The sequence below is a fragment of the Paenibacillus sp. SAF-068 genome, assembly GCF_051967555.1.
Lineage (GTDB): Bacteria > Bacillota > Bacilli > Paenibacillales > Paenibacillaceae > Paenibacillus.
The window spans coordinates 730532-745903 of the sequence record NZ_JBQCJX010000003.1 but is presented as its reverse complement, the minus strand read 5'-3'; the positions used below and the strand labels follow the sequence as shown (position 1 = coordinate 745903).

The 15372-nt window shown below is 45.1% G+C and carries 7 protein-coding genes; all 7 read right to left on the bottom strand.

What is annotated here, in order from left to right:
- Nucleotides 1-33 precede the first annotated feature (33 nt).
- Complete coding sequence (locus ACTHPG_RS20915; RefSeq protein ID WP_440391342.1) at nucleotides 34-2757, bottom strand: stalk domain-containing protein; 2724 nt, start codon at nucleotides 2755-2757, stop codon at nucleotides 34-36.
- 308 nt (nucleotides 2758-3065) lie between these two features.
- Nucleotides 3066-6776, bottom strand: coding sequence for a SwmB domain-containing protein (locus tag ACTHPG_RS20910; protein WP_440391341.1), 3711 nt, complete (start codon nucleotides 6774-6776; stop codon nucleotides 3066-3068).
- Between the two features lie 192 nt (nucleotides 6777-6968).
- Complete coding sequence (gene metK / locus ACTHPG_RS20905) at nucleotides 6969-8171, bottom strand: methionine adenosyltransferase (protein ID WP_339305360.1); 1203 nt, start codon at nucleotides 8169-8171, stop codon at nucleotides 6969-6971.
- Nucleotides 8172-8426: 255 nt separating this feature from the next.
- Nucleotides 8427-8699, bottom strand: coding sequence for an alpha/beta-type small acid-soluble spore protein (locus ACTHPG_RS20900; RefSeq protein ID WP_017691962.1), 273 nt, complete (start codon nucleotides 8697-8699; stop codon nucleotides 8427-8429).
- 148 nt (nucleotides 8700-8847) lie between these two features.
- A complete protein-coding gene (locus ACTHPG_RS20895; protein ID WP_301880100.1) occupies nucleotides 8848-9414 on the bottom strand; it encodes a hypothetical protein in 567 nt (188 codons plus the stop codon).
- A 134-nt stretch (nucleotides 9415-9548) separates the two neighbouring features.
- A complete protein-coding gene (locus tag ACTHPG_RS20890) occupies nucleotides 9549-12167 on the bottom strand; it encodes a hypothetical protein (RefSeq protein WP_440391340.1) in 2619 nt (872 codons plus the stop codon).
- A 172-nt stretch (nucleotides 12168-12339) separates the two neighbouring features.
- On the bottom strand, nucleotides 12340-15339 hold the full coding sequence (locus tag ACTHPG_RS20885; RefSeq protein ID WP_440391339.1) for an S-layer homology domain-containing protein: 3000 nt from the start codon (nucleotides 15337-15339) through the stop codon (nucleotides 12340-12342).
- Nucleotides 15340-15372 lie beyond the last annotated feature (33 nt).

Genomic DNA, 15372 nt, shown 5'->3' with positions numbered 1-15372 from the left:
ATTTCTATCGTTTCCGGTATATATCATACCATATCACGATGAGATGGTAACGGTCTTCGTTTTCTGTTCCCATTTTACAGTCAGTCCAAGTTGCTCGGAAACGAGTCTAAGTGGGACCAAAGTCCTACCACCCGTTACGTATGGTGCAACACTTGCGCTCTGTCTTTTGCCATTCAGAATGAATTCTTTCTGCCCTACAACCAGATCAATCAGCTTCCCACCACGTAATACCGTGATTCGCTGATTTTTGCTATCCCAGCTTGCCTGACCACCAAAAGCATCCAAAACATGTTTAATTGGCACATACGTCGTACCATTTTTCAGGACTGGTGCTGCATCAATTGCTTTTTTCGTTCCATTCACCGTCATCGATTTCTGTCCAAGTACAAGCGAGGCAGTACCCGTGGGCAATCCAACTTCACTGGACTTGGAAGGCATCGTGAATGCGATATTGTCAAAGGCAACCGTACCTGATTTCGCACGCTCATCCTGACCCTCTTCCACGTTCACCACATAGACTCGCTTCAGCTTCGCCGGATAGGCAATGTTCAGTCCGTTGAGGTCCACGCTCAGCTTCTTCCACCCGTTCCAGTCAATCGCCTTGGCGAGATCGGCATATACCGTTTTGCCTTTGGCATCCGTGAACTCGGCACGCAGCCAGTTCAGGCTCTTATCTCCCATAACATCCATCGACATCGATGTCGCTGCTGCAGATACCTCTTTACCAGTGGAACCGTTCAGTTGTGCATAAGCATACATTTTGCCTGTACCCGCAGTCATATCATAACCGAGCTGCAGCACATTGGAGCCGGCTTTCTCACCAGTTCCTGCCGTAACGCTTGCCGAACCGGTCACACCCGCTGCATTCGTTGTGAAGTTGATCGGATAATTCACATTTTCGAAGTTTTCCCAGATCGTTTCGCTTGCAGAAGCAGAGAGTACTACTACTGTGCTGTACCCATCATAACGACCAATTGCATATCCCACTTGTGCACCAGAATTGACGGAAGATACGGTTAATTGGTCCGCCGTCACTTTACCCTTGAACCCGATAAATTCCCATGTCAGCGAGTCCGCCGGAACCGTCACACTTTGTCCGCTCTTTGTTGTTGCCGTTACCGGAATGGACATCGTTGTGCCCGCTTTGAGCGAACCCAGACCCGATCCTGCTGTCAGGGAAGCCAATTCACTTCCACCGAGTACCGATACTTTAATGGAAGATGATGCTCCATTGCTCGTTGCCGTCAGCGTTGCTGTGCCTGGTTTCACGCCTTTGATTGTGCCGTTGCTGACACTCACGATGCCGTTATTGCTGGACTTCCAGGACATGCTGATATCACCTGTTGCGATCGGGTTGTAGTAGGTGTCATATCCTTTGGCTGTGTACTTGCCCTCTTGCCCCACCAGCAACGTTTGGCTGCCACTCACGGCAAAGCCCTTCAGTTTACCTGCAGGAGCCGTAGAGAACACCCCCAGCGTGTTTACGACCTGACGTTGCTCGGTGCCATACTCTGTGTTGAACGTCAGACCGGCGGTTTGCTCCCCTAGCGGACGTGTTACCATCGTTGTGGAGCCGCCTCCGTCCAGGTTCATGCCTTTCCAGACACCCACGCTGGTCATAAAGGATTGCAGTTCCGTCAGTGACATCCCGCTGCTGTTACTGTTTTTCTCCGCTGCAATGATGTAGACATATCGACCATCCTGAGAGTAGCCTACTGCCGTTCTTGCACGAATACCGCCAATGCCGGACGCAGCGATATCCCGGGAGAAGGAAGCTGCCTTGCCACCGTTCACCAAAATGGTATGACCGCCAATCATCATCTCCAGATTACTTGGATCAACCGATTGCCCGGTTGTTTTGGCTTTCAGCTTGTAATCCGCATCCAAGGTTTGCCCCACGGATAGATGGCTCATGATCCATGTCGCCGCTGTTCCATGCGCACGCAAAATGTACCCATCCTGCGGCACCGTCATGTCTAGTGCTTTTTTATCCGAGATCTGGGTGATTACTCCGTTCTGCACGAGAACCTCTGTTGGCGTTGTGGAAGGGTCATTCGGACGTTTGGTGGACGTCCATGCCGGTGTATAAATATACATTGAGTTGGCATGACTATACTTCACCGCACCTGACTCTACCGTATAATCCTCTTTATTTATCCCACGCAAAGCAAAGGTTGAACCATCCTGAGCCTTCACTGTTCCGTCAAATGAATACTCGTCGATCATCGGCTTGCCATCCTTGGTCACTGTGAGGGCATACATACCCGATAGTTCAGAAGGTGTGGACACCAGTACGCCATCAGAGACCTGTCCACCGATTGGTGCCAGCTCCCCGGATACGTTGAAGTAATCACCATTCACAGCAGCTACAGCACCATTTTCCTTGGCCATGGCACCTGTGCTCTGTTTACTGTTCAGATTACCGCCCTTGCCTGTCATTACATCCAGCTTCACATACGGGTTCTGCAGATCCACCTGGATCACATCCGCCAGTACGTTGACCTTGGAACCGGAACGTGTTGTTGTATATCTGTATTTCATGAGCTTCGCACCCGAAGTCAGAATTTCTTCACTCAACTTGCTTGTATTCGTAGATGCTGCTGCGGCCACCGATTGCCATGAAGTACCTGACCAGATCTGCCCACCTGTGCTCATCACCGGTGCAATCCAGATCACACCCGCCAGCGTCACAATTGCCCATTTCTTCACCTTACTGCCCTTAACGTCTTCCAGCTGTTTCCCATGATTCCCCAGCATGTCTGAAACGTCTCTCCCATCTTGTATATCAATCTTAGACATCACGAACACTGCCAAGTAGGCAGCAGATAGCGAGATCTCTAGTATACTCTTCTATTAATAGACTGCTTTTAGTGGAAAAAGTTACGCCCACAGCCAAGATTGAGGTATATATTGGTTAATCGATTCACACGTTTCTAGTATGTAGTTAAACTAATCAAAAAATAGACTTCGTCTATGCCTGATTCAGCACAACAGAACTCCAATTTCACATCTCAATAAAAAGGAACACCTCAAGAAATGCGCTTCCTTGAAGTGTCCCTATTAATTTATAGATATTCCAACTTATCCAAAACCCGTTTCAACATGACTGCTGCCTGAGCGCGAGTCGCGTTTCCCTGGGGTTCGAATGTTCTCGCTGTCATGCCTTGAATAATTCCCTCTTGCACTGCTTTGGCAACAGAATCCTTGGACTGAATTTTATTGCTATCCTTGAACTTGGACAATGTCGAAGTAGCAGAGGATTGCAGAGAGACTGTCTTCCCACCGTAGCTCATCGCCCGAACCATCATGAGAGCCATCTGTTCACGCGTAATTTCACTTTCCGGTTTGAATGTACCATCCGTGTTGCCTGTAATAATGCCGGCTTCTGCCGCGGCACCAATGTAGGCACTGGTCAGATCTCCTCCACGAATATCACGGAAACGACGTGCAGCAGTCTGATCTCCTTTCAAACCAAGACCTTTCGCTACCAATTCGGCAAACTCGGCACGTGTTATTTTCTGATTAGGTCCGTAATAGGAGCCATTCGTGGCCCCAATGATCCATTTGGACGACAATTCTTTGATGACTGCACCTGCCCAATGGCTGGAGGTATCCTGATAACTCACGGAATGAGTGACAGGCACGATGGTCTGGTTACCGTTCAGTTGTCCTTTAACAACCACTCCTCCTGTTGTACTCGCAAACGTATGCGGCACATTCGCCAGAATCAGTGTAGTCGGATCAATATACGTAAACCCTGAAGTCGCTGTAGGTGTGTTTACAGGCAACTGCATCGCCAGCTGGCTTTTGATATTTTGTTCTACCCGTTGATTCGTATTGCCACTAAACGCAGAGAGGTAGATGTCTGTAACATTACCAAGTTTCTGTGCTCCAGCAACCGCCAGCATTCCGTCGATCGTTCCTGAACTGGAGACAGGAACTGTCTCCACCTGTACATAGAAGTAAGAGGCATCGGTGGTGGTTGTGTTTCCCCCTACAGCTTGACTCATTGCGGATACATCCAAATTAGATAGTGGGACCATCCACAGACGATCACCATATTTGACACCAATTGAACCTGTACGGTTACTTAATGCAACCTGAGCCAATGTGTTCAACGGGAATCCTACATAAGCGGAAGATTCACTGGCAGGGACTTCAAATACAACAGGTTGTGTTGTTTTGCCAGTTGTTGTTGCGTACTGGAAGGCCTGCAAAAGTTTGGTACCATCTACATTGAACTGACGAGTAGAGCGATTGTTTCGTGACATCATCGAAGCTGTAGCTGCCGTATCTGTGCTCATCACAAGCAATGCTTGTCCATAACTTGACGAGTCTTGTTCTGTAAGCCATGAAGGCCGACTGTTCGTCTGGTTGCCTGTCGAACTACTGCCATTTTGTTGCAAGGGAAGTGGTCCAAACGCAGTAATGGTATTGTTCAACGCATCTCGCAGCGGAACTGCTCCCGGAGTATAGCTCACCGTACCTGTCTGTCCTGCTGTTCCCGAGTTTGAGAGATTAAGAGTCACAATTGAACCCGATATGGAAGCATTCAGAACATTCGTTGTCGTCCCTCCAAGCTGCACACTAAACTGTGAAGCCGTTAGAGCCGTTTGAGCCTGAAGTACATCTCTAAAGTTAATATATACTTTGTCCCCTTGAAGAGTTGCCGACAATATTTTCCCGTTACCAAAGGTATATTTTACTGGAGCCAGATTAACATATCCTGCAGGATTATTGTTTAGATCGGTTAACCGCAGGGTGCCTGGCACATAGGAAAAGGTTACGTTTTGAGTACTGGCAACGGTGTTGGCCAGCGTCAATGTAATCAGATCATCCTCAATCTCGGAATCATTGACAAATACAGCTTTACCATCTACCAATACGGAATATTGGCTCTTGAGTGGCTTATTCGTCCGGCTCAGCGGCTCATTATATCTGATCCACATCGTCGTACCACTCACTTCTGCACTCTTGAACTCAGGTGGTTTCGTATCAATACTGTTACGTACATAGAACCCGTTGAATCCAGCAAGAGCTTGACCACGACTGTCTTTCACCGGCCATGTTCCTGGCGCATAGGATACCTGTACCACTTCACCATTCTGGATGGAACGACTCAGATTAAGCGTCACCAATGAACTGTTATTGGTGGATATGCTACTGATGCCCACCGCTGACCCGTCAGCAGTAACACTGAATTGTCTCACCGCATCACTGGAGTTAATATAGACGGTCTCAGGATAGTACAGACTGATCGTATTGTAATAAGCTGTGCCTTCGCGTGGTTTCGACATAATGGAATCGAGACTGTTCTCTACATCTCTGGCTCCGAATGCCGGAGCCGCGTTAAGAGACAAATCCTGAATTTTACGTGTTCCTGTTCCCGGTGCGTAGGCAATGCGGACAACCTGCCCTACGGCTACACCTGTATCCAGAACAACATGCACACTGTCTCCTGAAACATAGGAAGAACTTACATTCCGGTTCTCTCCGTTAACCGTCACTGTGAAGCTGGAAGCAAACGGATCAATACTGGAGAGCAACTCATCATATGTTAACCGGATGATCGTATTGCTGTACATTTTGGCTGTTTTCAGTACAGGTGGTGTTGTATCTACAGTCAACGTTCTAAAGGTCCACGATGTGGTTCCATTCAGACCCGTGAACAGATTCCCCGTCTGATCCCGGAACACATTTGCAGGAATATCAACTGTATACGTTGTGTTGCTTGTCAGAGTCGTTTGCGGGATGATGCGCAACTGTCTCGGGTTGGACGTACTAATTAATGTCGTCGAAGCCACAATCCCTCCGTTTGCATTTTTAACCGTAGCTGAACTAGTAAAATTCCGGTCCAGGTCTTTGTTGAATGTCAACGTAAACTCATTCGTGAGTGATACGCCTGTTGCTCCGTTTGCAGGAGAAAGGCTGGATACGGTTAATGCTGTGGGATCGGATACTACATTGAATCCCCATGTTGTTCGCTGAATGGCTCCCGTATCATTGTTCAAGTCATCACGCAAAAAACCTTCCGGAACTGCTATGTAAATCGTGCTGTTATTCGCCCAATTGTTCACTGGATCAATCGTCACCGTGGTTCTCGCCGTGTTGAAACTAATTCGGTTTGAATTGGCATCAATCTCTTCCAATAATGTACTGCCACGATAGATCTGGAGCTTGCCAGCACCGACCTTCATTGCCCGATCATAAGTTAGTTGAATATTGGCTGAAGGAGATACATTCGCAGCTGCGTTAAGAGGCGACTGCCCAGTTAATTGAGCTGTACTAACTCCTGATGTGCGGAATGTCCACTCTGTATTCAATCCCTCAACCGGTTGACCGTCCCCATATACGAAAGACTGGCTACCGATCATAACATAGAATGACCCTCCAGGCAGAGCAGCAGGAAGCTGGATTTGCACACGTTTCCCCAAATATGCATCAATAGCTGCATCATCTGCAATGACAGTCACAGCTGCATTCGTTACGGAAACTTTTGTTACGATCGAGTCATCCTGAACTCGGCGTACAGTAATTTCCTCTGTAGAAGTGTCGATTTTCTTTACTGGCTTAATAAAATCAAGCGTCAGTGGTGCTGATCCACTCGCCTGTTGTTCGTTCACAGCAGGTGACGTTGTGCTAATTCCTTTTCCCGTCAACTCATCGGCGGCATATGCGGACTCTACTCCTCCCCATCCGGCGAGTATCCCTTGAGTGACTAACATCAAAATCATAAGACTAGCTAATCCCTTACGGGCCATTTTTTTCACAAACACCCAACCTTCCCCCTCTTCTCATTATCCTAATTGTCTGATATACAGACCTCTATATTTATGTCGGTCAGAGAGAGTTTTTCAATTAATAATATGGAAATGTATGGTGCTTTATTTTGTAAAAAGATGCAAAAAGCCCCTTATTCCATATCGGAATAAAGGGCTTCATTAGAAGATCAGTGTACAGTCAGCTAATTACAGACCTGCTTGAGCTTTCAAAAGGTCTACTTTGTCCACTTGCTCCCATGGTACATCCAGGTCTGTACGGCCGAAGTGACCGTATGCAGCAGTTTGTTTGTAGATTGGGCGACGCAGATCCAGCATACGGATGATGCCAGCCGGACGAAGATCGAAGTTGTTGCGCACAAGCTCAACCAATTTCTCTTCGCTGACTTTGCCAGTTCCGTATGTATCCACGTTGATCGATACCGGGTTGGCTACACCAATTGCATAAGCGAGCTGGATTTCCACTTTGTCTGCAAGACCTGCAGCTACAAGGTTCTTCGCTACGTAACGAGCCGCATAGGCTGCGGAACGGTCTACTTTTGTCGGATCTTTACCAGAGAACGCACCACCACCGTGACGTGCATAACCGCCGTACGTATCTACGATGATTTTACGTCCAGTAAGGCCTGCATCTCCCTGAGGTCCGCCAATAACGAAACGTCCTGTTGGGTTGATGAAATATTTAGTCTGCTCATCCAGCAATTCAGCTGGAACGACAGGCAAGATGACATGTTCTTTGATGTCTTTTTGGATCTGCGCAAGTGTAGTCTCTTCAGCGTGCTGAGTAGACACAACGATGGTATCCACACGTACCGGCTTGTCACCGTCGTATTCAATCGTTACTTGCGTTTTACCATCCGGACGAAGATATTCCAACGTACCGTTCTTACGCACTTCCGCCAGACGGCGTGCGATCCGGTGGGACAATGCGATTGGCAAAGGCATGAGTTCAGGTGTTTCGTTCGTTGCAAAACCGAACATCAGACCTTGGTCACCTGCACCAATGTTTTCTGTTTCACGAGCGACTTGTTCCGGGTCACGATTCTCAAGCGCTGCGTTAACGCCTTGGGCAATATCAGCAGACTGCTCATTCAGAGAAGTCAGAACTGCACAAGTGTTATAATCAAAACCGAACTTGGCACGTGTATAGCCAATATCCTTAATTGTATTACGAACGATGGACGGAATGTCCACGTATTCAGAAGCTGAACTGATTTCACCGATGACAAGCACTAAGCCTGTGGCTACGGAAACTTCGCAAGCTACACGAGCATTGGGGTCGTTTGCAAGAAACGCGTCCAATACGGCGTCTGAGATCTGATCGCAGATTTTATCCGGATGTCCTTCAGTTACAGACTCCGATGTAAATAGATGCCGGCCTTTAACAGACATGAAGTTTCAACCTCCCATAACTAGTAGTATGGCGATTGCCCGAACAAAACATGACAGCGATTCGTTCACTGTACCCTCGAAGCTTTCCAACATGGAATAAGGACCCTGGGTCCGCAGTTACGAAGATAAGGATTTTTCAGGTAATTGCCTCAAACGAAAATCAACCTTTCCCTAGTGGAAAAGGTTGCATACCTCAAGTGCCATCTTAACGTATTTGTCAAGACGTGTCAAACGAAACGGGGTAAGGAAAATGCCCTATAAGTGCTGCTCTGCCTGACGAATTAGCCTTTTGGTGATCTCTCCACCAACCGATCCATTCTCGCGGGAAGTCAGATGTCCCCACCCTTTGTATTGCCCATAAGAGTGATCACTCACTTCACCCAGTTCAGATCCAAATTCTGTATCCGCACCAGCCAATCCTCTGCCACCATAACCCACATTGAGACCAAACTCCGCAGCAATCTCGTACTTCATCTGATCCAGCATTTGACGACTTTCGGGTACCACTTTGCGATTGCTTCTAGCCATGGTTCCTGCACCTCCGTTAATTGGTTGTCAACAGTTATAGAGTGAGCAGGAACAAGGCATGCTAGCCGTATTAATGTTTGTTAGAACTGGGTAATCTGAGCAAATAAAATGTATGACGAATGAATAATTCCTTTAACAGAAGCAAAACCTATTTCAAAGTATATCCACCACGAACCATTACGGTTAAGCTGTATTTGTTGCCTTCCAATACCGTGATCCCCCGTCCATCTCTTGGAAAAGAGAGCAGGTGATTGGTCGGCGCTGCCTGTCCATTCGTCAGGTCAATCCCGTCCGTCAGATCCGCTACACCATTCGTACCTTCACTGACGATCACAGCCTTGCCGCTACGTACAATGAACTCCGCGCCAGACTTGCCGATCAGCTGTTGCCCCGGCTTCACGGTTACGATCTCAACGGCATCAGAAGCACCTGAGACCAGTGGAGGAAGCGAAGTATCGCCACCTGTACTACCGGAGTTCCCGGTTCCTGTAGAGCCAGAATTGTTACCTGATGAATTACCAGAACCTGTGCTAGCACCGCCACCCAATGCTTTTTGAATCTGCTGATCTACATAACTCTTCGTTACAACCGGATCATCTGCTGTTCCTGGCTGGCTTGTACCTGCACCGATGGCTGTATTGCTGTATACCGACCCAACCCACACGCCAACACCAATCGCGAGCGCAGCAAGGGATACTTTCATATAAGGTTTCATGTGAATCATTTTCCTCCTCTGGTAATCTATTAACTTTAACTATAGAGAAAAAATAGGGATGCGACAAGCAAAACCTCGTTTCCATTGGGGTGGAAACGAGGTTAATAAAGTATTCATGGTACTGATTCTTATAATTAGAGCCCATTCGTAGGAAACGTTGGTAATTCAAATTCTTCTTTTGGCAGCTTGGTAATGTCGAATCCATAACTTTGCTCTGCAAGACGAATACGTTGTCCTTGGAATTGGTCATACACAGTTAAGCGATAAGAACCGCCACGTAATTTCTCATAAATACTATCTTCAATACTCCAGTTCAAAGTTTGATTGCTACCGACTTTGAGATCGGTTCCAAGCGTTACTTCTTTCTCAAACGTTTTACCAGTTTGATCCGTTATAGCTAAGATCAATTTATGTTCGTTCTCTCCCATCTCAATTTCCTCATTGCGACTCAGGCTATAATTCATATCAATCTGTACGGAAGAGCTACCCGCCAGATATGCACGGACGCTGTTAGCAGTCCAAGAGTAAGGATAGAGATCAATATTGGTGAGTGAACCCTGTACGCTTATCGAAGTTGGCGGTACTTCAAATGCCAAAGCATTCACATATGCGGTAGCCTCGCCTTCACCTGTAACAAACTTGTTATCGGCAATACCTTCTCCTACAACTAAACGCAGGTCAGAAAACGTCACAGACTTCGGTAGCTTGGCCCAGAACGTCACAATCGATTTCTGGCCTGGACCCGGTTTACTATCTGCTTGCTTCGCTGTAGCACGGTAATACTGGCCATCCGCTGTTTTGAAATAACCTACAAGTTTGCCAAGACCACTCTGACGGAGCGATTTGTTGGTAACTTCGAACTCTGTATATACGATATCTGATGAAGTACCTGGATAACGGATAGTTCTGCGCACACCCATCTCCGTCTCTTTATCACCAATTCCCAACGTATAAGTCTTGCCTGTTCCAACATACGAAACGGGTTGTATTAATCCGGATGTGTTCAGCGTAATCCATTCATTCGTTTCTTCCTCGCTCACTTTCTCACTCAAACTAACCTCAAGACGAGACATCCGCAGATCAGAAGGAATCTTGGTTAACAAGTATGCTTCAGTTGTCATACCAGCCCCTAACAGTTTTCCAGATTGAGTGTAGATCAGTTTCTTGTCGCCTTCAATCTGAGCAGAATCTATGGTAAACATTGCCTCTAGTTCAGGTAGTTGCACTGTTTTGGTACTTGCATTTCGAATAGTTACTTTTGCGGCAATAATATCACTATCCAGCCACGGTAAACGTTGCAGTGATCCCAATGATACACCAAACGTTCCTTTATTGTTCTTAATAACAGTCTCCGTTGTTAATCCATCTCCACTAGATACCGATTCAGGAATAGCGTAGACGCCTACAGGATAGGAGAAAACAAACCCATTGGTTGGAGAAGAAGCTGTTGCTGACTCTGTACTTTCATTTTTGTCCACCGGACTCATTACATAGAGCTTGATCTTTTTGGTATCCCCATCACCCTGAAGGGTTGCACTGAGCTTAATCGTCTTGATATCACCTGGATTTAACTTTAATGTATCCAGTGCCTTCGTTTCGATCGGATAGGCTGTTCCGTCGTTATTCCTTACCTCGAAGGTATATGTTGGCACTTTAATAGCTTTTTTCCCTTCATTCTTAAGCTTCATTTGAAGGTTAAGGCTGTACTCACCATCATCAATTCGAACTTTAGCAGATTCAAGCAGTGTGGACAGTCGTTGTCCTTCAACAGAAATGATGTTCGGCTGATTCGCAGCAACCTCTACATTTGTTTTGCTCGCTTCAGGCAGTTGCAATGCTGCAACAGGCAGAACACTCTTCTCTTCACCCTGTTCTTCTACCAGCAACAACTCAGACTTTTGCAGCTTCACTGACGTAGGAAGAGATGCCATCAGACTGAGGGCTTTATTTGCTTGAGCCTGGATGCTGACATTTGTGCTGTCTTTATCCGGGGTTAGCGGATAGTTCGTACCACTTGGCGTACGCAAAATCCATTTGATATTCGGATTTTCAAGTAATTTATAACTGATATTGTTTAAATTCACACCAATTTTCACATACTGTTTCTTATCTTCACCTGGAAACACTTTAATGCCTGATACTTTCACCTTTACTGCAGAGTCGCTTAGACGAACCGTCTTTGGCTTACCTACAGGTGTGGTAATGCTATAGGATGCGGGCACGTTAAACTTACCCAGCGTACGTTCATAGTTAGCTTGACTGAAATCCCATTTCACAATGAGAAAGTTCAGATCACTCAGTTTCACTTCGCGACCCACTTTCATAACATAGGTCAACTCGACCGTTGATCCAGGCCCGACGGTTTTCTTTTCCTGATCTTTGGCGATCAGTTTAGGCGAGAACGATGTTCCACCCTTTGTCTTTACCTTGCTCCAGTAATCGAGCATCATCATTGGGGTGCTGTCATTGTTCTTGTAAGACAATGTATACGTAACCACATTGCCATCATCTTGAGCCAAAATATTGACATCTGTTAATCTTACGGAACTTCGCGCTGTCACTTTAACAGCTGACAGGTTACCCAAGCTATGTACAACCTTCTGCGTTGTTGTTGTCGTTTTCTTCGATGTACTGCTATTTGAACTGGTGGCAGACGTTTTGTTGGTTGTACTCGCTGCCATAGCAATGCCAGCGGTTGAACTGATCAACATTGCACTTGCGAGCAAGCTCACAAACATTTTCTTTTGATTCACTTCCAAACCTCCCATAAGTTGCTTGTTGATTTATAGTATAAACGTTTGGGGAGAGCAGAAAGTTACGATGTTGTTTAAATTCATATGACCATCTTCATAAACGATATCAATTTTATGAAAAAGAAAAGACCCCTACATTTAAGTAGGAGTCCTTCATTGAATAAATTATTTATTAAGGAGCAACAGTGAATGTACCTTGTTCGCTGAATGCAGCGACATTAACATCACCTGGAGTAGCCTTGACTGCAGCAGAACCGCCTGCATAAGTTACACTAAATACTGTTTCACCAGCAGCTACAGCATCAGTTGTATTAACTGTGAAAGTGAGAATAGATGCATCAGCAGTGTTAGCAATTGTAGTCTCATCGACAGTAGCTTCTTGATCACCGACAACTACTTTCAACAATCCTTTGATAAGATTTTTATCAGAAGACAGTGCAAGTTCTTTATCGAATTTCACAGAAACTTGGAAAGTTTTGTTATCTGCACCTTGTGCAACAACTACTGGAGCAGTATCAATCAATGATGCTGCAATTTTGTTGTTCAGTACTTCTTTACCAGTAGGGATTGTAACAACATTACCAAAGGCATCAACAGTTCCTGATCCAACACGAACCAATGTCAAACCAGTTGTGAATTTAGGATCCAAGTTGTTGTTCAGTGTAATTGTCAACGTTTTTTGATCGTTAGACAATGTAGCACTTGTACCAGTAGCAAGTGTAGTTGCTCCGTTTCTAACAGCGAAATCGCTAGCTACATAATTAGAAACTTGGCCGTCGAATTTAACAACAACAGTTTTCTTACCAGTAACTTCGATGTCACCTGTTACTGCAACAGCATCGGTGGAATTTTTAACTGAAGCTGTTGTAGTATAACCACTTCCAGCAGCCAGATAAGTACCAGTTGAATCAGCAATGTAGTTTGCTTTCAAGTTAGTCAAAGCAGCAAACTCAGCTGAATCCAAATTAGTAGCTTCCAAACGAACAGTGTTAGCTGTAATCAATTGAACGTCATTGTCCGTTTTTGCAATTTGCTTATTAGTAGCATTCAAATATTTAGAAGCATTCAACGCACTACCAGCACCATCTGTTGCCAAAGAACGGTTGAATTGAACGTACACATAGTTATGTCCATTTTCAATACCTTTCCAAGCACTGTTGATTGCAGTTTCAGAAGCCTGACCTACAGGTAGGGAAACTGTGTATGGAAGCAGTACGTTACCAATTGTAGCCGAATCTTTCACTCCGGAAACAGTCAAAGCAAAAGTTTCATTGTTCAAAGTAGGTCCAAAGTTAACTTTCACTGTTTTACCATCAGCTTGAAGAGCCGGTTGGCGAATTGGATTACCACTGCTATTTACAGCAGTAGTAGCTGTAGGAATGTTACCAGCAGCATTTCTCAGAACGTAGTTTTCACGATTTTGAGCAGATGAGCTATCCAAGTTTTTGCTGAATACCAGAGTAGCTACATAGTTTCCACTCTCAACTTCGAATTTAGTATCAACTACTACTGGACGAACTGTGTCCAACGTAGGTGTTACCTTAACATCCAAGTTTGCAGAGTTACCACTGTAGTCTGTAACACCATTCAAGCGAATGTTGTTTTCAGAAGCATTCAACGGATTTTTGAATTTCAAAGTTACTTTGTTATCACTTACAGTAGTTGTCTCTGGAGTGATAGATGAAACGTTAGCATATGCACCAGAAACAGATTTCACTGGTTCATTGAAAGTGATTGTAACTTCTTTCAGGTCTTTAGATGTTACAGATTCAACTACAGGTGCAGTTGTATCAGTAGCAGCAGTGAATTCAACAGTGTTAGGTACAATTGTCAAGTTAGAGTAATCTTGAACATTGCTTACACGCAGAGTGTGAGTACCTTCAGTCAGTTCAGTTGCCAAGATTACAGTATCAGGATAAGTGTATTGCACAGTTGCTGCAATCGCTTTGTCGTCGATACGGAAGTTACTGGAGATAATTCCAGTAGACTTAACTGGCTCGCTGAATTTGATTTTAACAGCTTTAGTTCCCAAAGCTGTAACAGACTCAACTGTTGGAACTGCTACATCAAGTGGTGTAAAGGAAACTGTACCACTGATTGTTTTGGAGCTATCAGCATTTTTAACATTGTTAACTACAACAGAAGCCTGTCTTTGGTTAACGAAGTTACTGCTGTTAGCCAGCAACAATGTTACTGATTTTTTATCAGCACCCAAAGTAGCTTTTTCAATAGACAATCCGCTGATTGTATAGTTACTTACAGTTTCTGCGGAATCTTCTTCAACAGATCCATCGAATGTTACTACTACTTGTTTCAAGTTGGATGCAGTAGCTGCTTCAACTTTAGTAGCTGTAGTTACTACATAAGTAACTTTCTCAGTGAACTCTTTATCTTTGTAAGTGAATTTCACTTCAGTTTCTTTGTTAGCTTCGAGAGCTTTATCCAAAGTTACTTTTACAGTTTCGCCGTCGCTGATTTTGAATTCAACAACTTTTCCACCTTCAGTTACTGTGTAAGAAGATACTTTCAAGCTTTGAGCTTGATCGATTGCGAATGCTGCACCTACCAACAACTCGCGGGAAGCATTACCAGCGAAGTTAGCGTTAGCGTCGATCAAACCTGCGTTGATCGCTGCTTGAGCATAACCTTTAGCCCATGCTGCTGCACTGTTGTTAGTTTCAGTTGGGATTTCAAGATCAAGTGCACGAGTCAAGATTGTAGCCATTTCAGCTACTGTCACTTTACCATTGAAGTCAAAGATTTTTTTCTCTACGTTTTTACCTTCCATGATACCCGCAGCTGTTACAGCTTCGATGTAAGGTACAGCCCAGTTTTTAGCTGTGTAGTTTTTGTCAGTGTAAGAAAGAGTTCCAGTGATCTCTTTCAGACCGAGCAATTTAGTGATAACTTTTGCGAACTCAGCACGAGTCATGTCTTTATCAAGACCTGCTGTGCCATCTGGATAACCAGAGAAGATACCTTTTGCTTTCAATGCATCAAACTGTTGTTGTGGTGAAACTGCTGTGTCACCGAATGCTACAGATGCAAACATTGAGAATGCCATTGCTGTAGACAATGCTACGGATAAAATTTTCTTCATAACCTTTTTGTCTCCTCCTTGGGCGTTCATAACATTAGAATTTTCTTTAATAGGGTCGCTCGTATTCCTCATATATTGTTGCACCCCCTTTCCAGAGTTTTGAGC

Bases quoted from the DNA above. Each gene is read 5' to 3' on its own strand.
- ACTHPG_RS20900 (WP_017691962.1), bottom strand. From the start codon at position 8,699: ATGGCTAGAAGCAATCGCAAAGTGGTACCCGAAAGTCGTCAAATGCTG.
- metK (WP_339305360.1), bottom strand. From the start codon at position 8,171: ATGTCTGTTAAAGGCCGGCATCTATTTACATCGGAGTCTGTAACTGAA.
- ACTHPG_RS20915 (WP_440391342.1), bottom strand. From the start codon at position 2,757: ATGCTGGGGAATCATGGGAAACAGCTGGAAGACGTTAAGGGCAGTAAG.
- ACTHPG_RS20885 (WP_440391339.1), bottom strand. From the start codon at position 15,339: ATGAGGAATACGAGCGACCCTATTAAAGAAAATTCTAATGTTATGAAC.
- ACTHPG_RS20895 (WP_301880100.1), bottom strand. From the start codon at position 9,414: ATGAAACCTTATATGAAAGTATCCCTTGCTGCGCTCGCGATTGGTGTT.